At 38.9% G+C, this 25,246-nt stretch carries 18 protein-coding genes; 16 read left to right on the forward strand and 2 right to left on the reverse strand.

Annotated features, from left to right (window positions below):
* The first annotated feature begins 196 nt into the window (after positions 1-196).
* The 13 genes from AAW12_RS24340 (at position 197) to AAW12_RS24400 (ending at position 20,200) form a co-directional block, all read left to right on the forward strand.
* A complete protein-coding gene (locus AAW12_RS24340; RefSeq protein WP_156167765.1) occupies positions 197-1,378 on the forward strand; it encodes a HEAT repeat domain-containing protein in 1,182 nt (393 codons plus the stop codon).
* Positions 1,379-1,392: 14 nt separating this feature from the next.
* Positions 1,393-2,808: a glycosyltransferase family 2 protein gene (locus AAW12_RS24345; RefSeq protein ID WP_046676195.1), complete on the forward strand. Its 1,416-nt coding sequence runs from the start codon at positions 1,393-1,395 to the stop codon at positions 2,806-2,808.
* 8 nt (positions 2,809-2,816) lie between these two features.
* Positions 2,817-5,639, forward strand: a complete 2,823-nt coding sequence (locus AAW12_RS24350; RefSeq protein WP_084823319.1) for a tetratricopeptide repeat protein — start codon at positions 2,817-2,819, stop codon at positions 5,637-5,639.
* The gene (locus AAW12_RS24355; protein WP_046676196.1) at positions 5,626-7,752 is read left to right on the forward strand and encodes a DUF4838 domain-containing protein; all 2,127 of its coding nucleotides are present in this window, start codon (positions 5,626-5,628) and stop codon (positions 7,750-7,752) included. The genes AAW12_RS24350 and AAW12_RS24355 overlap by 14 nt, the downstream gene beginning before the upstream one ends.
* Complete coding sequence (locus tag AAW12_RS24360) at positions 7,733-8,281, forward strand: DUF1573 domain-containing protein (RefSeq protein ID WP_046676197.1); 549 nt, start codon at positions 7,733-7,735, stop codon at positions 8,279-8,281. Before AAW12_RS24355 ends, AAW12_RS24360 begins: the two co-directional genes overlap by 20 nt.
* A gap of 159 nt (positions 8,282-8,440) precedes the next feature.
* Complete coding sequence (locus tag AAW12_RS24365; RefSeq protein ID WP_046676198.1) at positions 8,441-8,851, forward strand: hypothetical protein; 411 nt, start codon at positions 8,441-8,443, stop codon at positions 8,849-8,851.
* A gap of 55 nt (positions 8,852-8,906) precedes the next feature.
* The gene (locus AAW12_RS24370) at positions 8,907-10,496 is read left to right on the forward strand and encodes a helix-turn-helix domain-containing protein (RefSeq protein ID WP_046676199.1); all 1,590 of its coding nucleotides are present in this window, start codon (positions 8,907-8,909) and stop codon (positions 10,494-10,496) included.
* Positions 10,497-10,757: 261 nt separating this feature from the next.
* Positions 10,758-11,099 (forward strand): hypothetical protein, encoded by a 342-nt coding sequence (locus AAW12_RS24375; RefSeq protein WP_046676200.1) that lies wholly within the window; start codon positions 10,758-10,760, stop codon positions 11,097-11,099.
* A 33-nt stretch (positions 11,100-11,132) separates the two neighbouring features.
* On the forward strand, positions 11,133-12,377 hold the full coding sequence (locus tag AAW12_RS24380) for a CotH kinase family protein (RefSeq protein WP_053003983.1): 1,245 nt from the start codon (positions 11,133-11,135) through the stop codon (positions 12,375-12,377).
* Between the two features lie 262 nt (positions 12,378-12,639).
* Positions 12,640-13,488 (forward strand): helix-turn-helix domain-containing protein, encoded by an 849-nt coding sequence (locus AAW12_RS24385; protein WP_084823320.1) that lies wholly within the window; start codon positions 12,640-12,642, stop codon positions 13,486-13,488.
* An 841-nt stretch (positions 13,489-14,329) separates the two neighbouring features.
* The gene (locus AAW12_RS24390; protein ID WP_156167766.1) at positions 14,330-14,857 is read left to right on the forward strand and encodes a hypothetical protein; all 528 of its coding nucleotides are present in this window, start codon (positions 14,330-14,332) and stop codon (positions 14,855-14,857) included.
* A gap of 585 nt (positions 14,858-15,442) precedes the next feature.
* Entirely contained in the window at positions 15,443-18,703 is a 3,261-nt protein-coding gene (locus AAW12_RS24395) for a SusC/RagA family TonB-linked outer membrane protein (protein ID WP_046676203.1), read from the forward strand.
* A 15-nt stretch (positions 18,704-18,718) separates the two neighbouring features.
* Positions 18,719-20,200: a RagB/SusD family nutrient uptake outer membrane protein gene (locus AAW12_RS24400; protein WP_053003984.1), complete on the forward strand. Its 1,482-nt coding sequence runs from the start codon at positions 18,719-18,721 to the stop codon at positions 20,198-20,200.
* Positions 20,201-20,659: 459 nt separating this feature from the next.
* On the opposite strand, the gene AAW12_RS24405 is transcribed toward AAW12_RS24400, so the two are convergent.
* On the reverse strand, positions 20,660-21,244 hold the full coding sequence (locus tag AAW12_RS24405; protein ID WP_046676204.1) for a helix-turn-helix domain-containing protein: 585 nt from the start codon (positions 21,242-21,244) through the stop codon (positions 20,660-20,662).
* A 617-nt stretch (positions 21,245-21,861) separates the two neighbouring features.
* On the opposite strand from AAW12_RS24405, the gene AAW12_RS24410 reads away from it, so the two are divergent.
* Both AAW12_RS24410 and AAW12_RS24415 read left to right on the forward strand, forming a co-directional pair.
* Complete coding sequence (locus tag AAW12_RS24410; RefSeq protein WP_053003985.1) at positions 21,862-22,305, forward strand: hypothetical protein; 444 nt, start codon at positions 21,862-21,864, stop codon at positions 22,303-22,305.
* Positions 22,306-22,730: 425 nt separating this feature from the next.
* Positions 22,731-23,660 (forward strand): AraC family transcriptional regulator, encoded by a 930-nt coding sequence (locus AAW12_RS24415; RefSeq protein ID WP_046676205.1) that lies wholly within the window; start codon positions 22,731-22,733, stop codon positions 23,658-23,660.
* 20 nt (positions 23,661-23,680) lie between these two features.
* On the opposite strand, the gene AAW12_RS24420 is transcribed toward AAW12_RS24415, so the two are convergent.
* Positions 23,681-24,061, reverse strand: coding sequence for a winged helix-turn-helix transcriptional regulator (locus AAW12_RS24420; protein ID WP_046676460.1), 381 nt, complete (start codon positions 24,059-24,061; stop codon positions 23,681-23,683).
* A 105-nt stretch (positions 24,062-24,166) separates the two neighbouring features.
* On the opposite strand from AAW12_RS24420, the gene AAW12_RS24425 reads away from it, so the two are divergent.
* A complete protein-coding gene (locus AAW12_RS24425) occupies positions 24,167-25,144 on the forward strand; it encodes an NmrA/HSCARG family protein (RefSeq protein WP_046676206.1) in 978 nt (325 codons plus the stop codon).
* Positions 25,145-25,246: the final 102 nt, after the last annotated feature.

The following is a 25,246-nucleotide window of genomic DNA, read 5'->3' on the forward strand; positions in this document are numbered from 1 at the left end:
GTTTAATTAGCTCATTTACAATATTTTACAATTTTATTTTTGTTTATATGATGACTTGTTTTTAATTGAAAACGTCTCAGGTTAGAATCTGAGACATTTTTTTTTTTAGAGATCTTCAATTTTGTCCCAGCAAGTAGGCAAAACGTATTTGCTTATTTAGGAAACGGTATTAATTGAATAAAAAACACCTTAAAATATGAACATTATGTATTATGATTATTATCTCTATTATGTAAGCTACTTAGGAGCTTTGTACAATGGATATCCATTGGTTATTCGAATGACAGTTGTACTTGTCATGGTATTATTTGCGGTCATTCTTTTTGGTATTGTGCGATTATTATTTATCGGATACAAGATCAACAAAGTAGAGCGCCAAAGAAAGAAAACCCGGGAGCATTTTGAAGAAAGGTTAGCTTTTGTACTTAAATCGGAAAAGAACTATGAGATCGGGGAAATTCAGGAGTTATTAAGATATGATGTTGCCAAATCCCGAAAATGGAAAACTGATGTACTGACCGATCTAGTGCTGTCGGTGAAAAATGAGTCAGCGAAAAGCGGAAACCTCAATGAGATGAATTATAAGTATTGTTTGGAGGCGCTGCGGTTAATGGGATTCTGGGAAAAGAGAATGCGTACACCCAGCTTATCCAAGCGAAGAGAGGCTTTGCAGGTCGTTGGTGAGATAGACAATGGCGTGAACAGCGGTATATTATCAAAATCAATGTTCCACAAAGACAAGGACCTAAGAAAGACGGCCCGAAATCTGTATGCCAGCCAGGATAGTTATACACCCTTCCGTTTTATGGAGGAGAATTTTGATGTCGCTTTTACGCAACTGGATAAGCTGAGGTTGCACGCGACATTAGTGAAAAAATCCAAGGAAGTTCCTCTTCCAAACTTACTCAGATGGGTCAACAATTCTAAGAATGTCCAATATATCAAGTTCATCATTCAGGAGATAGGATTTTTTAATCAAAAGGATGCATGTCCGACATTAATTACCATGCTCGATGTTCAAGAGAACAGGGACATTAGATCACAGATCATTTTGACTTTGGGGGATCTGGGTTATCAGGAATGTATTTCCACGCTGATCGGGAGGTTTTATTTAGAATCCACATCGGTCCGTGAATCGATAATCAAAACGATGGGAAAGCTGAAAGGTGAGCAAGCATTAAATTTCCTTACTGATGCATATTGTCTGACTGAAGATGAAAATCTTAAAATGTTGGTTGCACGTTCGATTCGTTCTCAAGGTAAGGAGGGAGATTTACTGCTTCTTCACTTGCAGGAGGAGGCAGTATTGCAATCTAGAGAGAAGGAACGTCTTCTGTTGAGTCAGATTTTCTCTGAAAAACTATTCATTACTGCTTAAAAGTTCACAATATCATGGTTTATTTTTTTACATATCTAATCTATTTCTATGCTACTTTTCTCGGGTTGTCCTATTTGGCCCTGATGATTATGAGCTATTATAATACCGTGCGTTATCGATATAGATATACCCAACGGGAAGAGAATTATTTAAGGGATTTTCCGGAAAAGGCTCCTGCGGTATCTATTGTTGCACCCGCATTTAACGAAGAAGTTATTATTTCTGACAGCGTGCATTCCCTGTTGAATCTTGATTATCCGAATTTCGAAGTTGTCGTTGTGAATGATGGAAGTAAGGATAAGACTTTGGATATTCTAATCAAGGAGTTTGAACTGGAGGAGGTCCCATATTATGTAATTTATAAGGTTCATTGTAAGCCTATCAAACGTTTATTCCGTTCTACAAATCCGGAATTCAATAGATTGATCGTGATCGATAAGGAAAATGGGGGAACCAAGGCTGATGCGATTAATGCGGGAATAAATATAGCGCAGTATGATTATTTTATCAATACGGATGTTGACTGTATTCTTTCAAAGGACAGCCTGGGTAAAATTGTACTCCCTATTCTTGATTCTGACAAACATGTAATCGCGGTGGGAGCAACCATGCGGATGGCAAATGGATGTACGGTAGACAATGGGCGTATTACGCGTGTTAAGGCCCCAAGCAGCTTGATTCCTTTGTTTCAGGAAACGGAATACCTGAGATCCTATCTCGTTGGTAAGATGGGATGGGATGTGATCAATGCTATCCCAAATGTTTCTGGAGGATATGGTCTTTTCGACACTCAAATTATCATTGCCGTTGGCGGTTTTGATTCGTCTTCCCATGCTGAGGATATGGATATGACAGCTCGTATTGCGGCCTATATGCTCGAGAATGAGAGACCTTATCGAATCGCGCAGTGTCCGTATAGTCTTTGCTGGACAGAAGGTCCACCTAATTTAAAGGTTTTAAGCCGTCAGCGAAGCCGCTGGGGCAGGGGTCTTTTTCAATTTCTGGTCGATCACAGAAAGCTAATTTTTAATAAAGATTATGGCCGTTTGGGATTTATAGTATTGCCTTATACAATTTTCTTCGAATTTTTGGCGCCGATAATTGAATTTGTAGGGTTGTTGTTTATGATCTTTCTACTGATAACTCATCAGATTAACTTTGATACTTTCTGGATGATGTTATTGTATGCCTATCTCATTGGTTTCTCAGTCTCGGTGATCACGGTACTTTATGATCTGACGCTCGACAAACTGTACAGGAATTTTTGGGAATACCTGAAACTCGTTCTATTTTCTGCTTTGGAGCCTATTCTGTATCATCCTTTCATAGTGATTTTTACACTCAGGGGATACATTCAATATTTGACCAGACGTGATATCAAATGGGGTAAAATGACCCGTAAAGGATTTTCTCACCCCAAAAACGCTTAAAAAAATTGATGATGTTTAAAAAAATTAAGACAACAAAACTATTTATAGCCCTTTCATTATCGATATGTTTTTCTCAGGCTGCTGTCGCCCAGCGGGCAATTACGAGCATTGAAAGAAATAAGGATGCACACGAGATCAATGAACTCTATAAACAGGGTAAATGGGATGAAGGAAGAAAAATTGCTGACGAGGTGCTTAAGAAAAATCCGAAGGACTCGGATATGCGCATGCTGATCGGAAAGTATTACATCCACCGCAAAGATTATAGCCGTGCACGATATGAGCTGGTTAAGTCATTGGAGTATGCACCAGCAAATGTGGAGTCAAAACATATGCTGGTTACAGTTGAAACTGAAACAAAACGTTATTCAAGTGCTATCTGTTATGTCAACGAATTGTTGGAAGTGAATCCATATTGGAAAGGTCTCTGGCGAAAAAAGATCGCCTTGTACCGCGCTATGGGAAATCATGTGGAGGCGGACCGTTTATTGAAACGGATTTCCCAGATATACCCTGAGGATACTGAGCTAAAAAGTGATCAGGCCTACCTCAGTCAGCAACGACAATTACTGATCAAAAAGGAGGGAAAGATTGATCAATCCATTGAGTTGTCAAGGAAAATGGTTGATGAGCAACCTACGAATTTCGCCAACTATCTACCCCTCATAGACAGTTATATTAAATCAGGGGATTACAACAGTGCGCTGATGTATTGCGATCGAGGATTGAATCAGTTTCCCGGCAGCGGGGCCTTGATCCAGAAAAAGATATCGATTTTGGACCATGAGCTGAGATATCCTGAAATTTTAACTTTGATCGATCAGCAGATAAATAACGGTTATGGAGATCAGCGGTTAATCCGTCAGCGCGGTTATTTTCTCAAGGAAGCTGCGAGAAATGCAAGAAATAATGATCCAGCTGTTTTTTATGGTAAAATTTTCGATGGTAGCCCTAATAACAGGGAAGCGTTCAGTTATGTTTTCAATGACCTGCTGTCCAAGGGACAGGGAGAGGAAGCCCTCCTGGTTTTAAATAAGCACAGGCGAAGTGCAGGACAGAGCAAGAAGCTCGATCTATTGGAACTTACAGCATTTAAAAAGATGGGGAACGAGGCGAAAGTTAATGAGCTGACCAAGGTATTTTTTAATAAGTATCCCGGTGATACAGATCTTAAGGAGTCATTTGTGAATATCAGTCTTCGGGAAGCCAGGGAAAATATGGTTGATAATAACGTTGCCGAAGCAATCCTGGACTGGAAACAGGCGATACAATTTGGCGATACCGAAAGCGTACGGGCCGCACAACGTGGACTTTTTAATGCCTATATGTCGATTGGGAGATATAAGGAGGCAATGGAGACATTGGATGATATATTGTTGGATAATCCCAATGATCCGGACTTACTATTGAAAAAGTCTGATATTTACCTCAAGCAGGGGTCATATGAGCTTTCCCTGGACGTTTTTGAAAAAGTGCTGGCAAATTCGGTCTCAGAGGACAGGGAACGATATATCGAGGGATATTCTGAAATTATTTCACCCATTGTGAAAGAGTTACGCGAAGATTATCGGTTGCCCGAAGCCCAGCAGCTAATCAAGCGCTGGCTTGCGGTGGCCCCCCAAAATCAGGAAGCATTGTTGTGCATGATCAATGTAAGTTATCAGCTGAAAGATCAAAAAGAGATGCTCCGTTATGCAAAGATTGCTGAGCAGCATTATGGGGACGATATAACCTTTAAGATCAAACTAGCAGAAGCATTGAACCATGATTCAACGCAGGTGCGTTCATCATGGAATTTATTGCATGGACAGGTTCAAAAAAGCCCCTATCATGAGCCATTGGTCAATACGTTTAGCCATACTACAGAAATCTATGCCGGCCAGCTGTTGAAACAAAAGGAGCATAAGACAGCTTTGGCAGTTGTAGATACGGCCTTGAATTATAAGGACAATAAAACCCTGAAGCATTTGAAGGGTTTAGCCTTCGAAGGATTAAGGGAATTTGATTCCGCATATTACTATCAGAAGTTTTATGAGCCTACGTTGATGGAATATGCCGATTTTAGGGATCATTTAAATTATCTGGGACATCGGGCGTTAAAGAATTATGTTGCGATCTCACATCTCCGCGCAAGGTTTGGGGATGACAACAGGATATCTTCTATTTCTTCACTGGATTATGGTAGGCTTGCATACGATGGTTCATCTTATATCGGGCGGATCCATTATACCGGAAGGGAGGAAGGTAAGGGAATCCAGGGACAGTTTGAGTGGACAAAACCGTGGACCACAAAATTTTCCACCAGGTTCGATATTGCTCTTGCGAATAGATATTTTGCAAAGATTGCTGTCAATGCGACAGGATTTTACGAGTGGAAGCCGAGCTGGGAAGGGGAAATGGGACTAGGCTACAGACGATTCTTCAGTGGTCAAAATCTGTTCAATATCAACCTGGGGTTAACCAAGGAACTTGAGGATGTAAGACTGGGACTGAAAATGAACAATTATCTATTGGACTATGAGGGCGAGCGGATTTATCTATATAGTATTGCCGGAAAGGTTCAATATTTCATGAATAGCAGAAGAAATTATCTGCTTGGGACTGCCAGTATAGGTAATGCTCCGGATGCTGATCTTCTGAACAATCAGCTCTATAATAGTTTCGATGTTTTCAACGCGATGGTGGGAGCCGGTGTCGGTCGGTCTTTTACCAAAAATGTCAGTGCAAGTGTGATGGGAAGTTGGTATAATTTCCAGACGGGCGGTACGGTAAATTCGGGAAATTATAAAAATTTATATAACCTATATTTTCAGGTGCATGTATCATTTTAAATTCTTGTTTTTTTTGGTACTGTTTCCGATGATCCTCAGCTGCAAGGATAGGCAGTTCGATTTCGCCCAACGGAGGTTGCTTATTACATCAAATGGCGACAAGGAAAGTAGTACAAGCGCCGATTATCTATATCAGCACATTTTTCAACGCAGAAAAGCTGATCAGGGATTCGAAATCCTGCGTTCAGATAGCGTTCAAGCTGGATTTATCGGCGGGATTATTTATCTGGAAATTGTACCGGATCTGAAATACGATTATGTCATTGAGAATGGAGAGAACCGGATATCCATTTATGGAAGGGACAAAGTTACATTAAAGTGGCTGAGCTACATGTTAATTGATCATTTTGCTAAGTTTCAGTCTTTGGATGTCTCCGATCTGCCACCAGCTTATATTGATTTTAGCGATAAAAAGGGTGTTTTTGCTTTTCAATATCGGGAACCACATTTCTCTCCTAATCTTACCGGAGAATATGCTGATATACTGCATACACATAATACGGATGAGGACTGGGGGATCTGGGGGCATCATTTTGGCAAAATGTTCCGCGGAGCTGTTCCTCCGGATTCTTATGCGCTGGTGCATGGTAAAAGAGATCAGCAGCAGTTCTGCTTTTCTTCTGAGAATACATTCCTCGCAGTGGAAAATTACATTATCGATGAATTTGGGGAGAAAGTGAGTAGGTGGTTTATGATAGCGCCCAACGATAATGATTTAGCTTGCACGTGTTCCCGTTGCCAAAAGCTGGGAAATAAACCGGGAGAAGCGACGGGGGCAACAGTTTCTTTATTAAACAGGCTGGCAGAACGATTTCCAGAGCATCATTTTTATACATTGGCTTATGGGACGACGAAGACTGTGCCTGATATGAAATTGAAAAGTAACGCGGGCGTTTTTATTAGTACGGTCGATCTTGCGAAAAGAGGGCAGCTAGATCCCAAAAATAAACATGTCAGTGAGTTTATTGAGTTGATACAAGGTTGGAATGAGAAGACCACTAACGTTTACCTATGGGATTATGTATCGAATTTTGACGATTACCTTACACCATATCCTGTGTTAAAAAGGGTTCAGTCGCAGCTGCGTTTTTTTGAATCATTGCATTGCCGGGGAATATTTCTGAATGGCAGCGGATATGATTATTCTACTTTCGATGATGTGAAGACTTATGTATTGAGTGCGCTAATGATCGATCCCACACTGTCCGTAGATAAATTGATATCTGATTATTTTAAGCGCTTTTATCCCGTAACGGGAGATTTACTGACAAGATATTATCTGCAAATAGAAAATTTGATGAGCTCACAAAACCTGGATTCAGGTATATACACCAGCTTTACTTCGGCATCACGATCATATTTTGACCAAAAGAGTTTTCGGGAAATGTATGAGAAGTTAAAAGTACTCGCGCGCGAAACGAACGGGGATGAAAGAAAAAGAGTACATAAATTAATTACTGCATTAGCTTATACAAGCCTACAGATAGCCTATCAGATGGGAGGGAAGCGGGGGGGATTTTTCCGTATCGAGAATGATGGTATTGTGCTGCAATCAGATATTGATCCGGTGTTGAACCAGCTGTCTGAATTTGAGAGCTATCCCTTCCTAAAGAATTATAAAGAAACGGACGGCCAATTATTAGATTATTGTAAGGCATGGAAAGACTTAAAAGAAGCTAAGTTAACCAGAAATGGAATCAGTTCTTTAACAGTTTTCTCACTGCAGGGGCTGCAGTCATCTGAAAATAGCGATTTTCTCTACGATAATGTTCCAGGATTCCTGACAGATTTTAATCAGGGATGGTTTCTTACAGGTCGGGATATAACAATTTCCGATATGAAACTCATAGATGGAGTCAAACCGACAAAATTGCAGATTCGATTTCTTGTAAATGAACGGCATAGGATGCTGATACCCCATGCAATAGTATTATACAAAAATGGCAATCGGATAGCGAGTTTTGGCAAGGCGGATCTGATGTTGGGCGACCGATATGCAATATTAAATAAAAGTTTAGAACTAAAAGAAAATGAAAAATTACAAATTAGAATCTATAAAAATAGGGAAATTAAAAATGCGGTTATTGCCTGCGATGAGATACGGATATTTTAATTCTTGCTTGGTGTTTACGATAGCCGTATTATTTTCGGGCTGCCTGAACATCAAAGATAGAAAGACGACCATGGAGATTGAGGATAACCAGCGCCATTATTATCCACTGGTAGCAGGGCAGCAAAAGGATCTATCTTTTAAAATCAAAAATACCGGAAAGAATCCATTGATGATATCCGATATCATTACTTCATGCGGCTGTTTAAAGGTAAATGATGATTCAGATCACTTTTCTGTTCCCCCGGGTAAGGATCGGCTGCTGACATTGAGCTATAACAGTGCAAAGAATATAGGTTATGTCAAGCATTATGTAACACTGTATGGTAATTTTGAGGGAGCTGATTTTAAGGAAATAGTATTTGATATTAATGTTGTGCCAAACGCCATGTATACAAAGGATTATGAAGAGCTATATACGGAGGAAATGAATGCTGAGGGAGGATTTAAGCGTTTTGTTGATGGAGATGAGAACAACAAAGGCTATTACATGGATGAAGATATGGGGAAGAGTATTCATAACAACAAATAGTTTTGAAATCCATCAATTAAGAGTGATTTTCTTTTATAATTAAATTATTGATTATTACGGTTTTATTTCTTTGTGTTTCTTTCTGTAAGAAAATGTAGTTTGTCATAAATGAGATATTTAGTACTTTAAGCCACTTGGTACATAAATGCTTCTCCCTGAATGAACTTACAGACTTACAATCCAAAGGCGCTGTTAGTGCAGCTGATGAAAATTGAAAAGGAGCTTTCGATTGCGATTGAATTCCATTTTTCTGATCCGGATTTTATGGTATCCGACGATCTTGACAATGCTTTTAATGATTTCTTTCAAAGTAAAGAGCTCCTGGGGAATGAAGTCGGATATCTTTCTACCCAACTGGCATTGCTGCATATGAAACGGGAGGTGGAGAAAGCGATAGAAGTTCTTATCGATTCCAATCAGCTCCGGGCTTATTATGATTTTGTTTCGTTTAATGACAACCATAAGAAAAAAGGAATTGAAAATAAAAAGGGTAATTCAAAGTTAAAGTTGTTGTGTGCAATTTTGCTGGGAATCCTTTTAACAGTTATTTTTCTCTTTTACCTGATCTGAAAATTTGTTTTACAGGAAATAGCACAACGGGAAATAAAGAACAACTTAAGACGTTATGAAAAAGCTTTTATTTATCTGCCTCTCGCTGCTAATTATCTTACCAGAGATCTATGGGCAATCGGTTCAAGAAAAGGAATTTGATAAGCGCTATATTGAGGTGAATGTCTCCTTATTGGCAACAAATGTGGTTGAGGCGGAACGTGTTGCAGATTCCCTGCTTAGAGCTGCGCAAACTGATGAACAAAAGATAAAATCCTATATGCTCCTAGCGAAGCTTTATGAAAATAAGGGGGATATGAGTAGTTCCATAAAATGTGCTGTTAAGGCAAATTCCCTTGCAGAAATGACGCTCAATTATTCTTGGCAGGCATCTACTTCAGGACTTCTATCAACCACATTTCGCCGACTAGGCCTTATGAAAGTCTCGGAGCGCTATCTGAAGGAGGCCGCTGAAGCAAATGAAAAGCAGAAGGATAAAGAGCGCCAGATTCTCACGAAAATCAATATTGCGCATGAGTGGTTTTTCCATGCAGCAGCGGAAAATGATTACCAAAAGGCAAAGAAATATGTATCGGAAGCCGCCTCGGTGATTCGTATTGAAAGTGACGATGACAAACGTGCGGTATTGATCAAGGCCACAAATGATCAGCTGCGCGCAATATGTGAGCTCCATCTGGGTAATCTTGATGCTGCAGATACTTTATTACAGGCTTCCCTAAATAAGCTGGGGAATATGGATACAAACTTGAAGCCCTATATCTTTCGGATCATGGCCGAAGTAGCTCTGGCCAGGAAGAATCCGGCCAAGGCTTATGAAAAGTTGAAATTGATCGATCCTTACTTGGAAGGTAAAAATGTGGAGGAGCTGGAGATGCTGACAAATCAGACCTGGTCGACCTATTACACGTTGATCGGCGAGCCATCCAGGGCGAATGACTACCTGGTGCGTGCTAACAATATCAAGGACAAGGACGTAAAAATAGCTCAACAGATCAGTGACAGTCTTCTTGAAGAGGCCGGCTCAACGAGAGAAGTCTATTATTCCCGGTATATAATGGCAGTGGGTGGGATTTTGTTGGTGATATTATTTTCAATTGCCATTGCAGGCTATTTACTTTTGTTAAAGCGTTCCTACAAGAAGCGTTATCTTAAACTAAAAGAGCTTGAAAGTACGGAACCTGTTGTGGATACTGACCAGATTATCACTGAATCAGCGTTATTTTCGGTGAAAAAGGAGCAGGACTTAAAGAAAGAAGCCAAGGATATCAATATTTCAAAGGAAACCGAGGACCGATTATATGCGAATTTTTTAAGAGAGGAGATGGAGCAGTTTTATCTGGACAAAACGACTTCCTTGAACAAACTGGCTGGGAATATGGGGACCAACCAGCGCTACGCGAGCTATATAATTCAAAAATACCGGAATACGGATTTCTATACCTATTTGCAGTCTAACCGGATTAACTATATTATTGGACGTATCAAAAAGGACCCGACGCTTTTAGATTTTAAACTTGCTCATTTAGCGGAAATGTGTGGTTTTGCTTCTTTAAGTACCTTTTCTACGGCTTTTAAAAACCAAACCGGTCTTCCGCCATCCGCATTTGTTCACTTTACCAAAAAAGATCTGGAATCTCAGCTATAAATCAACATGAAATTTAAAGAGATTAGCTGATCGTCCTAAAAAACGGTTATAAGGACTGCTATGCTTTTCTTCAAAAGCTACGATCACTTCTTTTTAAATGCAAAAGTCTTTTAAATAGACGAAAACCTTAGCTTTTAACTTGTTCTAGGCGGTTTGTTAATGTTATTTTTGTCAGACAAATCATGAAAAGAAAAAAGGACCTGTTAGTTTTGAGTGTGTGAGATGGATTTTTTCCATACTATTCACTAGCGATTTCTACCAATGAAAAATAAAAGATTAAGTAAAGAAAGTAAAATAGCAATTGTATGCGCAATTGCCTCTGGCAACCTGTTGATACAGGAAGCAATGGAAAAATATCATGTGGCAAAAAAAAGTACAATTATCAGTTGGATTAAAACACTTTTGACTGAGGCAAGAGAACGCATGGAGAACGCCAGGATTGACCAAGCGGTAACGAAAAGGAGCGACCTTGAAAACATAGGAATACGGATGTTCGAAAGGATAGAGAAACTGGAAAAGGAGCGCTTGAATTACGAGATCGAAAAGTCCTCCTTGAAAGAGCGTATCAGTAATCTTGAGGCTAAACTGGGAGATGAAAATTAAAATATAAAGGAAATTTTTAAGAAAGTATATAAAATGAATATTAAAATTTGTATCACGGGGATACTCTGCATACTGGCTGTTATTGGTTGTACCAAAAAACCGATAATAGAACCAAAAATTGAGGATGTGGAAGAACTTCCCGTTTTAGATAATAGCATTGAGGCAAATATCCCCCATATTTACGTTAATATTGAAGAGAATAAAGAGGTCACGGACAAGGAAATCTATCTCAATGCGGAAATCGAAATAGCCGGAAATGGTCGGTTTGCGGATCTGCCAAAGTCAAAAACAAAGATTAAGGGACGCGGAAACAATTCCTGGACAAATCCAAAAAAGCCTTATCGATTGAAGTTGGATAAGAAATCCGTTATTTTAGGTTTGCCCGAGGCAAAGGATTGGGTACTACTTGCCAACTATAATGATTATACATTGATGACCAATGCAGTAGCAATGAAGATGGGTAGACAGTTGGAGATGCCTTATACCCACGATATTATTGCTGTTGATCTTACTGTCAATGGTGAATATAGAGGGAATTATAATCTGACCCAACAGGTCGAGATAAAAGAGAATCGTGTTGATCTAGGGGAGGGCGGTGTGCTCTGGGAGCTCGATAACTATTTCGATGAGGACTATAAGTTCAGGAGCAAACATGCTAATCTTCCCGTGATGTTAAAGGATCCGGACGTTGAGTCGGATGCACAATTTGATCAGTGGAAAGCAGAATTTCAGTCTTTTGAGGACAAAGTCTATGAGAAGAATTTCCCGAATAATGATTATGGCCAGCTCTTCGATAAACAGCAGTTTGTGAACTTTTTGATTGTAAATATGCTTGCCTGGAATAATGAGATAAATCATCCAAAGAGCGTATATATGCATAAAAAAATGGGTGGAAAATATACGATGGGTCCAATATGGGATTTTGATTTCGCATTTGGATTTAGCGAGGATCACGATAACACCTATTTCAATTACAAGGACATGGATCTAATAAGGGAGACCGATGAGCGGATCGGTTCCCAGTTTTATCAGCGGATTTTAAAAGATCCGGAGGTCAAAAAATTATTTGTTGGTTCATGGAATAATTATAAGAACGAAAAATTTGAAGAGCTGATGCAGTTTATCGAGGTCTACGCCGCACAGATCCGGGACTCCCAGAAGAAGGATTATAAAAAATGGGGGATCGGAGATAATAAATTTGCAGAAAATAAAGCCAAGCTGAAAACGTTTCTCCGCAATAGGGTAAAAGTCATCGACAACTTCTGCAAAAACCTATAAACATTCTTTTTTAGATAGATCTGGAATAATTATCTATCAGCATTTCTGGATCTTAGATCTGGACCGTTTTCAATAATGGAGTACAAGGAGATTTTGTGGATCTCCTTTTTTTTGACTGAATCTGTCTGTTTGGCGGATAGGCAAACTATTGTATTTTTTGTTATGGATTCAAGAGCTGATAGTATGATTTTCAGGTTAAGGGCATGAACCGCGAGACTGTTTCTAGAGACAGGATTATCGGCATTAACGTGAATAAAAGATTATGAGAGCACATAATTATTTAATGATAAGTGGAGCTGACTATTTAAAAGATGTAGCTACAGGAAATCGGTGTATGGGCAGCTATGATATTCTGTCCATTTCAAGTATTACAGCTGTTGATCGGCATCAATATCTGTACACCACAAAAATTATTGATCTAAAAAAGCGGGCTGATATCCAGGTTTACGGGAATATGGATCTGTTCTTTTTCAATAAAACATTGCTTACCGATCCAACGGTTAGGGTGATATTCGATTTTCGGAAAAGTGATGACTATGAATTTATATTCGAAGAAAATGAAGTAGCCCATATCAAACATTTAAGCAGTATCATCAAAAATTTCCAGTTGACGGAAGACCATGAGCTCTGTGAAAAGTTCATCGCTAATGTTCTGGGGCATTTTGTGATGTACTATAAAATTCTACGGGAGCGGAGTTCAGCGAAACTGGAAGCATATATAGACAATAAATTATATAAGGAGCGTGCCCATCGGTTCTTTGAAGATGTTGTTACCTATCATAACGTCAATAAAAATCTGTCATTTTATGCGCAAAATATCTTGGTAAGCAAAAGAACGCTATCTAAAATAACCAAGGAGGTATTTGGAAAGAGCCCTAAATGCATTCTGGATAATTATATCGTAGAAATGGCTAAAGCGTATCTGAAGCAGCCTAATATTCCATTAAAAATGGTTAGCGCAAATTTAGGTTTTACTGAAACGAGCAACTTTATGACCTTTTTTAAGAAAATGACCAAACTTACCCCAACGGAGTTTAGAAATAGGTATCTTTTAAGCGCCTCAGGCAAGACAATAGCGATTTTCATTACGATAGAACTTCTCATTTCGTAAATTATATTGCAGATGAAATGTCTAGGCGTTTAATGATCACCTTTGTTATATTTTCATTTCTGATCCAGTTCATTCAAGCATATGTTCCTGGAATCGGCAGCTGATTTTTTTGCATTGGTTATCAATGCAAATGATGTAAACGCGGGCTCATGGCGGTTTTAAGTCCATCTTCTATATCTTTTGAGTATAATGCCTGCGTGATCATTTTTGATGACCGCCCAGACTTTAGTGTTGAATTTGGGATCATGGCTTCGCTTGTGGGACGTAATTATGTAAATCATAAATTAGGAGGTTTAGAAAGAATCGAATCTGCCTAAAAGTTTTCATAATAAGCGAAAATTTATTCAACGTTGATTTTCTTTGTATTGTGTTGTTTGTCGGTAATTAGCTGTTTCTCAGTGTTTTTGTTGCTTTCGGTTTTTTTTGCCCTAATCTGGTTCATTTCGGGTGGTAATAGGCCCTGTAAAATTTTGAATTAGTTCTGTAAACTTGAAAAACAAAAACAAAGATCTTTTTTCAATGCCTGTCTGGTCATTGGGATTTTGGGGTAGTATGATTTCCTTATTTGAAAGAACTTGAACCTGAGTAAAAGTATGAAGGCATTTAAAAATTGGCTTATTAAGGCCATCAATTCAATTGACTGTTATTGGAATGTATTATCGCTTAAACAGCGGTTCTTTTTCACGTTCGTTTTTTATATCTGCTATATCGTTGTTCTTATAGCTGCGATCCTATATTGGAGATTTCGGCAGACCTAGATAAGCCTGAGTTAGTTTTGAAATTGACAAGTTAAAGATAAAACTTGTGTGTATAATATTACCAAGGAATCCCAATAAATTTTATGAATCTGCTTTATCTCCGGTATTTATTCTTTTTATCGCTTTTGACTATTGCATGTTCTGTGCGAGATGCATCTGTTAAGATAATTTATACCAATTTTATAAACGATAAAAAGGTTCCAGGTAGCTTGGAAGAGCATTTTTATGATATCAGCAGAGAATTTAGAATAGAAGTGCCTATGCATAATGATTCTGGAGGCAATAAGCCGTGTGTTTCTATGGCGGGATATGTTAAAAGTCATTACATAAAAGTAATCGATAAAGATCTTGAGACGTTAAAAAATATGAAGGTTGAACAAAAGGCCAGAATAATAAAAGCGAATGTTATAGATCTATATAGCTGTTTGTACGAGCTTTATAAAACCGACATTCTTAGGATCTCCAAAATGGTGGATTCAGGGAGCTCTCAGAATGAGATCTTAATGGAGCTTGAGAAGGTAGAGCAAACGAAAGGCACCGTTATCAGAGGGAAATATATTCACGTGCTTGGGTTGGTCATCAAGGAAATGGAAAATACGGAGAATAACTAATCTGCTCTCGCGCCACAGCATACCGCGTTTCTTGACGCCATAGTTATTTAATGTGTCGTTTAGGAGATGTGCAGCTCTGCTTTTGAGATCTATCTATACACCCTCTCTCAATTCCAGCTACGAGATTTATGTCTTACTTTTTTTTATTGATTTGATAAATAACATGGCTTTTGGAATTAATATTTTGCAATAATTTAAATAATTTGATGTTTTTTTATTAAAAATTTGATTTTTATTATAAAACAACAATATTATATATTATGTTTGTAATGTATTAATTGTGATCCAATAGGAGATTTTAGTTCAGCAATTTTTAACAACTTAAACAAGTCTAACCAAAATTTATTCACTATATCTCCTTAATTTTTTGTTCGTTTTTATTTGTCAATATGGCAGTGGATTTTGATCTGTTAGCACCGCCTGAGAGTTTCTTTGTTTTTCTTGTTCGTCGTAGTTGGAAGCACAAATACAGGGGATTTATATATTATTTAATACTTGTCGTCTAGTTTAGAATAGTTATTTCTAGAGTTCTATTTTTAATTGAGACGAATTTATACCAATACTAAATTTTAATTAATCTAACACATGAAACAGAAATTGCTGAGCTTTTTTCTTGCGTCCATATGCCTGATAGGCATTGCATATGCGCAGAATCGTAAAATTAGTGGAAGAGTGATCTCTTCAGATAAAGGAATTGGCCTAGTAGGTGTCACTATCCGAGTTGAAGGGGAAAATAAAGCCACGCAAACAGATGGAAACGGAAACTATACGATTGAGGTGAATTCAGTCAAATCGATTTTAATTTTTTCGGCCGTCGGCTATCAGGAAGTGACCAGGGCAGTCAGTAACAGTGGTCAGGTTAATGTTTCGCTATTGAACTCGGAAAAGGAATTGGATGAGGTTATCGTTGTTGCCTATGGAACTGTTAAAAAGTCCGATTTTACAGGATCGGCCGCACAAATTGGCTCCAAAGAGATCGATAAACGATCTATTTCAAATGTCCTTACAGCACTGCAGGGAGCTGGCCCCGGATTGCAGACTTCGGCGCCTTCTGGTGCTCCGGGTTCTTCACCCACGATACGGATCCGGGGAGTTGGATCATATTCAGCGGGCAACAGCGCACTGGTTGTTGTGGACGGTGCTCCATTTGACGGAGGTATGGCGAACATTAACCCGGCAGATGTTGAGACGGTCACAGTGTTAAAAGATGCAGCGACGATCGCTATGTATGGTTCACGGGGTGCAAATGGTGTCATTATGGTTACCACAAAAAGAGGGAAGGAAGGAAAGGCGGATTTTAATGCGCTGGTTCAGATGGGCTATAATAAGAATGCGGTACCCAATTATAGTACCGTATCTCCCGGCGAATATTATGAATTGATGTGGCAAGCCTATACCAACAGCTTAGCGTATGCCTCCTCGGCAAGTAATCGGATACCTCTGGATATCGCACGACAAATCGGTTCAGGTCTATTGCCCCGAAATCAGGCCGGTCAACAGGTGTATAATGGAAAAACATATAACGATATTGTACAATTACTTGGGGGATACAATGCTTTTAATGTAGCGAACAATGAATTAGTGGACGTTAACGGTAAAATAAATCCAAATGCACTGTTAAAATATAAAAATGCTCCTTCCTGGGAAGATGCGTCAACGAGATCTGGAAAGCGCAATGAATATGGAGTTAACTACTCAAGAGGGATAAAGAATACTGATCTGTACGCATCTCTAAGCTATCTGGATGATAACGGCTGGGGATTAAGGTCTTCTCTGGACCGATTTCAGGGACGGGTCAATGTAAATACAGCGATAACTCCTTGGCTAAAATCGGGGGTTAATCTGTCTGGAGCAAGCAGTAAATACGATTATGCGGATACAGATGATGGAAATATCAGCAACCCATTTTATTTTTCGAGGGCGATAGCACCAATTTATCCTGTATATGTTCATGATCCCAGCACAGGGGAAATTGTCTATGACGACTTAGGTAAACCTCGTTATGATTATGGAAATTTGGTTTCGGAATTTGGCTTGTCCAGGCCTTTTAACAGTGGACGTCATGCTCTCGCTGAAACACTTAAAAACCGAAGTAAGTCAAGCCGGGATTTTGTTTCTGCCCGGGCATATATTGATGTAAATATCTTGCCTTGGCTGACCTTTAGTACAACCTTTAGCCCGGATATAACGAATTACCGGGAGGAAGGTTACCAGAATACAGAGGTGGGTGACGGAGCTCCAGCGGGACGCTATAATCAGTATTGGTATAGGGAGTTTAACTATACTTTTAATCAATTGTTACGTTCGAATAATGTGTTTGGCAAACATAATTTAGAGGGTGTTTTAGGACATGAAAATTATGATTACAAGCTCGACGAAATTTCAGGTCGGCGCACGGGCCAGGGGTTTGAGGGCCTGTATACTTTTTCAAATTTTGCTGATATCAGTTCGCTGACATCGGGGCTTACGGAGGGAGCTATTGAAAGTTATTTTGCACGCGCAAACTATAATTTTGATACTAAATATTATCTGAGTGCAATGATTCGTCGCGACGGGAACTCGCGGTTTATATCTAATTTGCGTTGGAAAAACTTCTGGTCACTGGGAGCGGCCTGGCGCCTGGATAAAGAAGGATTTTTTAAAAATGAATTTACCGATCTTTTAAAAATCAGAGCATCTTATGGAAAGTTAGGAAATGCTGATGTGGGCAGCTACTATCCTTATCAGCCCGGTTATTCCATCGGTTACAACAATGCTTCTGCCGCAGGAGCTATATTGACATCGCTGGGAAGTCCAGATTTAACCTGGGAATCGCAAAAACCACTGGATATTGGTGTTGATTTTTCATTTCTGAAAGGACGATTAACTGGTTCTTTTGAGTACTATTATCGTAATTCAGACGGCTTATTATTCAATGTCAATCAGCCCTACCACAACGGTGGTACGACGAGTAATTCATATTCTATCCAAAAAAATGTGGGAGCAGTCACCAATAAAGGGATCGAAATCTCGTTGACGGGCAATATTGTCCGGAAGACCGATTTTAATTGGAATTTGACGGTCAATCTGACAACCGTCAAAAATAAGATCACAAAAATGCCTGAGGAAACTCCTGAGATTGTATCCTCACCGTATAAACGCGTGGTCGGTAGATCGATTTATGATTACTTTACCAGAGAATATTATGGTGTGGATGCTGAAACGGGAAGAGCCCTTTATTTGGGATTGGCCGACGGGGTGACCTACGATCCGGAGAATGCGGACTTCAAGTTAATCGATAAAGGAAACGGTGTGACAGATACAGTTACTTTTAACCATAACTCTGCCCGTCAGGGATGGCTGAACAAATCTGCCTTACCGCCATTGTACGGCAGTATCGTGAATAACTTCTCCTATAAGGATTTTGATTTTGGATTTGTAATGACCTATAGTCTGGGAGGCTATTTTTATGAAGGACAGTATGCAGGACTAATGAGCTCGGGACCGTCTAACGGAAGTAATCTACACCGGGATCTATTGAATGCCTGGAAAAGCCCTGGAGATAATAGCGATATTCCGCTCATGGATTTAAATCGCACGTCGCAGAATGGCGCAACTTCGTCCCGCTGGTTACAGAAGGCCTCCTATCTGAATATTAGTGCTGTTAATTTAGCTTACCGTCTCCCTGCAGCCGTTATAAACAGAATTGGGCTAAAAAAAGCCCGTGTTTTTGCCAGCGCGGAGAATTTATTTTATTGGTCAGCCAGGAAGGGGTTCAATCCAGTTGGCGGGTTGACAGGGCCGACAGGTAATGCAGCGTATACACATGCTAGAACTATTAATTTTGGTGTAAATTTTGGATTTTAAGATATGATACGAAATATGATTAATAAGACAAACTGTATGGTTATTTTATTGACCGCGCTATTATTTTCTGGGTGCAAAAAGGACTTTTTACAAAAGGACCCAACATCTAGAATATCGCCTTCTACAGTTTTTGCGACAACAAAAAATGCTTATGCTGCTATAAATGGTATGCATAGGATGTTGTATAGTCAATGGTACAGCAATCAGGAAGCCGGTGGGCAATCCGGAAATATGCTATATATGGAAGTATTGGGGGAAGATATGGTAATGACCGGGGCGGCAAACGGATTTTTTAATGTTGAGTACAAATGGTTGGCACATCGAAATGTGAATGAGGGTATTTTAAGTTTCAACTATGGATTTTATTATGCGCTCATTGGTAATGCTAATGAGATTATCAGTAATATTGATGCCGCTGTTGGCCCACAAGAAGAGAAAAACTTTTTGAAGGCACAGGCCTTAAGCTACCGTGCCTGGAGTTATTATCAGATGGTTCAACTTTTTGGAAAGCGTTATAGTAAGGGAGGAGATAACTCATCGATGGGTATGTCGTTAATTCTTCAGAAAACAGAGGGTGCTGTGCCAAGAAATACTGTTGAAGAGGTTTATACACAGATAAATAAAGATTTGGACGAAGCTATCGTCTTATTTGGAAATGCTGTCCCACGTCCTGATATTTCGCATTTAAATATTAACGTAGCTAAAGGAATCAAGGCTAGGGTAGCCCTGACACAACAAAATTATCCTGTTGCCGCGCAGATGGCAAAGGAAGCAAGGACTGGTTTTACATTAATGACAGGTAACCAGTATTTAACATCCTTTGTCAATTTTGGTAATCCTGAATGGATCTGGGGAATTCAGCACCGGGAAGACCAACCCACATTTTTCTTTTCATTTTATGCTTTTATCGGAAATTATAGTTCCACAAATACCCGGGGAAATCCAAAGGCTATTAATTCCCAGTTATACAATAAAATTTCGAAAACAGATATCCGGAAAAAGCTATGGGATCCGACGGCCAAGGAAGTTGACTTTCCTATTGCTTCTGGCGGAGTAAGGAAGGCTTATATGACCCGAAAGTTTACACTGCCCAATCCAGCAAACAGTAATGGGGACTTGATGTTTATGCGTGCTGCGGAGATGTATTTGATTGAAGCTGAGGCATTGGTACATATAGGCGGAAGAGACAGTGATGCACGCAAAGTACTGTTTGATCTTGCAATCAGCAGAGATCCTTCCTACACATTGTCTAGCAATAGTGGAGCGACTTTACTTGATGAAGTTCTGACGCAACGTAGAATAGAGCTTTGGGGTGAAGGATTTCGGTTTTATGACCTAAAGCGCCTGAATCTGGCTCTGGATAGAAATGGTGCAAATCATAATACGACCTTGGCAGTTACATTTGATGTACCAGCCGGTGATAAACAATGGGAATTTCTGATTCCTCAAGGAGAGATTGACAGAACTTTGGGCGTAGTCAAACAGAATCCAATGTAGATTGAATTAAATACGATGTGTGTATCAGATGGCACACATCGTATTGAAGTCGTAAATGCTTAAAGGAACCTGAAAATAATATTTAAAATTCAGCCTTTAGGAAGAAAGGTATAAGATTATTAAGCAAAATGCATTGTCATAGCATATGCAGAACTCATAATGATTACCGCCCCCTTTTCAATGGGAATGCAAAATCTGAAAAAGGAATACGCATAAAGCTAACGGTAGGTAAATTTGTTGGTTTTGGATCATCTACGCAAAGAATATGAGAATAGTTAGTTTCATAAATGAAATGTCGTGATATATTTCAAATGTTTATTTAAGTAGAACCAAGGCCAGACTGGCCTTGGCTTTTTCATATTCAGCATATATTTTTATTGCCCCATTGCAGTAACAGAAAATAACCATTTCAATCAGCTGATGCTGGATCTTGGCCGTTCCAATTTAGCGGCTAGTTTTTTATTTGGTGAATTTAAAATATTCATAAGGTCTTTCCGAAATTTTTCCTTGAATTGATTTACGAGGAAGCAGCTTTTTCCCCAGGGCATGTTCTGCTAAATGTTTGCGGAGTAATGCATAGATTCTTGAGGCGGTAAAGACCATGTTGTAATCCTTGGCGAAGTCTGTTACCATTTGTTCGATCGTTTTTGGTTTGGCGAAATAATCAGAAGAGTGAATGATCCATACCATAAAGTCGCGTTGTTGTTTGAGCACATCGCTTGTTTGACGCTTGTACGAAGGGACCTGTTCACTTTTTTGATGTTTAGCTTTAAATTTTGTGAGTTCAGCCCGAGCTTTAGTGTCGATTATGATGGGGGTTTCCTGATCAAAAAAGTCAGCTAGGGTAATTGAAAATGGCCGGCAGATTCGCAGTATCGTTTCAGCAGAAGTAATAAGTTTCATATTTAAAGAATGTCTGATAGAAGTAACTGAAAGATCAGTGTAAAGAGCAAGTTCTGCTATGGAGAGCCCGCAGACATACATGATTTCTTTAATTCTAGCTGAAATAAATTTGGCTAATTCATCGTTTTTAATCTTTCCCATATTTGATTGAACCCTTTAATTAATTTGATTGCATTCCCGATGGTCCCACGCTCTTGTTGTAGATGTGCTTATAAGTATTGAGTGCTGTTAAGATGAAACTTTCTGCATTTTGGCTATTCGCTAAGCTTTTATGCGCGAATAATTAGATTTTCAATGTTAACAGTCGTTTGTATGCTCACATTGCAAGGGCAAACAGGTTTTCAAGAACTTTTTTTGTTTTGTGAGGCAAATATAAATCAGATATTTTTTTGTTTTTACGATATTACGCACTAAATAATATGTGATCAGGAACAAATAGTATGAGAAAGCGCAAAAGGCATTTTTCTAGAGAATCAATGCCCACGTCGTTAAGCACTATAGGCAATTTTTAAACAGTAACCAGGGTCTGATGGACCATGAGGATGGTTCACAGAAATGCTGACAAATCCTTAAAATACGTTTCAAATATCCGGACAATGTTTAGGTCGATTCGGTCGAACCGCGAGCTAGGGGGGAAAACCTTACCTGAGCCTAAGAACCTTGTACTTAAAACATAATAAAATGATATGTCATAAAATGAGTTAATGACAATAAAAAATTAACGATCTTTAGAAGGTAAAATTTAAAGAGTAACTAAATTGAAATTACTATCCCGCCACATCAAAAAGCTATTTATAGGTATATTTTTAATATCAGGTATAAAACTATCTTATGCCCAAAATGCTGTTATTCCTGTTTCCATAACGTCTGTATTTGAAGGGACTTGGCAGTATAAAACCAGGTTTCAAACCAATACAGTAAAAATACGGTTTGAACAAGGGAAAGATTACGCCCTTTTTATGGACATCGGTTCAGGTGAGGCACCAGCCAAAATCCTACGAGCAGCCGTTAAAGGAAAACTGCTCGTAATTACGGCAATCCAAAATCAGAATGATGATATAGAGTTGGAAGTAATTGATAGAAAGCTTATTTTGAGGGTAAAGCGGGTACTTTGGAATAAAGAGGGAAATAGGCTCCATTCTGATTCAGTGCTAACGGACCAAAGGATATTTCGTCGCATAGTTCAGCCACATAAACCTTAAGATATAAGTTTACTAAATGGTATTCTATCTGAGGTTCTGAAACAGGGAACCGGTTTTAAGGTTACTACTTCGGATAAAGTGAATGTGAAGGGCAATAGTACCTTGGTGGGTACAGAAATTAGAAAGAAATGAGGTCTCACATCAGATGGAAGTCACAATATAATCGGATTACTAATCAAGAACTAGGATAATGTTAATAAATGGTGGTAGCATTTATAGAATGCTACTCATAAATATGCTAAAAATAAGGATTCTTGAACTTTACGTATATTTGAAATTGAGCTATTTGAAATTGTGAAGTAATACCTATCAGTTGTTTAGTGCATTTGAAGACGCTATTTTATAATATCCCTTTTTTAAAGCTTAAAATTTAAAAGAAAAGTTATTCTCTGTTCCGAAATATTTGAATTTAATAACTTTATACAATGAATAACAAAGAGAACATAGCAGATTTTTACAGAAGACATGACCAGGAATATTCAAAATTTGGACAGTTCAATGTATATCGCAGGGAAGAGTTTGCGTGCGATAGTACGGCTCTTCCACCCAACCGTAGGGACTTTTATAAAATTTCAATTATCACGAAAGGAACAGGTGTGATTAGTTATGCCGATAAAGCGATAAGCATTGATAAACCATCTATTACTTTTCTTAACCCTTTAATTCCTTATTCGTGGTCTCCGACGTCCCAGGACCAAGCTGGTTATTTCTGTCTTTTCACGGAAGATTTCGTTAATCGTGACCTGAAAAATGAGAGCCTATCCCGGTCACCATTATTTAAGGTCGGAGGCAACCACGTGTTTTTTCCTAATGAAGAAAGCATTTTGTTACTGACGGGAATTTTTGAAAACATGTTTAGCGAAATTGGCTCGGACTACCATCATAAATATGATTTATTGAGAAGTTATGTGCAAATTGTTATGCATGAGGCGTTGAAGATACAGCCCCCTGAAACGTTTTACCGCCCGGGCAATGCTTCTGAACGCATCAGTACGCTATTTTTCGAACTACTGGAACGTCAATATCCCATTGATGCGCCCAGTCAAATCCTTAAACTCACCACGGCCAATGAATTTGCTGTACAGCTTAACATCCATACCAATACATTAAATAGGGCTTTAAAGGAATGTACCGGTAAAACAACTTCGGTATGGATTGCCGAAAGAATGGTGAAGGAAGCCAAGGCGCTGTTGCAGTTCAGCAATTGGGACATAGCTGAAATAGCTTATAGTTTAGGCTTTGAACATTCATCCAACTTTATCATTTTCTTTAAAAAACAAACAGAGATCACACCATTGCAATATCGAAAGGAACATAGTTCCAGTAGTGTTACAAAAGCAAAAGAAGCCATCTAGTTGTTATTAATAATCGCTTGTCAGTTTTCTTCGGCGTAAATGAATTCGCCTTTTTCAGCAACGACCTGATTACCCCATTCTGTGATGGCTTTTAAAACCGGAAGCAATGATTTGCCAAAGTCAGTTAAGCCATAAATAACTTTAATAGGCGGCTTTTTGCCATATACTTTTCTTGATACCAAGCCATCTTTTTCCAATTGTTTTAATTGGAGGCTCAATGTCATCTCTGTAACAGATGGCATTTCTTTACGAAGTTCATTATATCTTTTCGGTTCATCCTTTAGATGATACAGGATAACCGTTTTCCACTTGCCGCCTATCAGGTCCATTGTGAGGCTTACTGTACAAGGATACTTTTTATCGTTTAACTTTACGTAATCGCCAATACATTCTGTTTTCATTGCGTAACTTTTTTGCACCTATCCATTTTGATAGATATTGCAAATTTAGAAAGCTAAAATTAGTTTTGCAACTATAATATTTATAGTTAAATAAATACGAACACAATGACATCAAAATTAAATGAACAAGGTTCGAGGCAGAACGATGCAAGACCGCTCATTGCTATCACTGGCATTTTAGGCAAACAGGGCTTTAGTGTAGCCAATTCACTATTAGACAGCGGGCGTTATCGTGTACGCGGCATTACGCGTAGAAGTAATTCAGCAGAGGCAAGTAAGCTAGTAGAACAAGGTGCAGAACTTGTGAGTCTACCACTTGATCTTGGCTATAAAAAAGAATTTATAGAAGCATTCCAAGGTTGTGCTGGCGTTTTTCTTATCACCCCAAATATTGCTCCACCATTTACACATGAATTTGAATTAGGTAAGCAGATGGCAGATGCCGCTGTAGATGCTGGGGTGCAGCACATTGTTTTCAGCAGTCTGGAAAATGTAGATAAAATTTCCGAAGGGAAATTATTTGCTCCTCATTTTACAGACAAGGCCAAAGTTGAAGAATATATCCGTACACTACCGGTAACAAGTTCGTTTATATACATGGCATTCTTTTTTACCAATCTGATTGAATTTTATACACCAAAAGTGAAAGGTGATAAACTTGTATTTCCGATTTATTTGCCTAGGAATTTCCGGGCTCCCTTTGTTGATCCACTTACAGCGACCGGACCTGCTGTACTGGAAATTTTTTCCCATCCGGAAAAATATTCCGGCAGATCGCTGCCAGTGCTCGGGGATATCATCTCGCCACAGGAAATGGTGGAAACCTTCACAAAAGTAACCGGGAAAAAGGCTGAATATTCTTCCGCCTATTCAAGGGAGGAAATACTTGAACACTTCCCAGAATTACGTGCTAATGAGGATTTGGTAAGCGAGATTTTGGGAATGACCGAATATGCTGTTGAATATGGGTATTTCAAAAAGGACCGAAACCTGGAGTGGAGCAGGGGTATAAATCCCAGTACGCTCAATTGGGAACAGTTCCTTCGCACTACAGGTTGGACAGGTGAAAAGCTTACTTTTTAAATGGTATCGCTGATTATGTTTGTCGAGGTCGTTTAAACTCCATAACCATCTGTTTGATTTGCATAATTTTCAAAAAAAAGGAAGTGTGAACTTTGCTGTGTA

This window comes from Sphingobacterium sp. Ag1, from assembly GCF_000988325.1.
Lineage (GTDB): Bacteria > Bacteroidota > Bacteroidia > Sphingobacteriales > Sphingobacteriaceae > Sphingobacterium.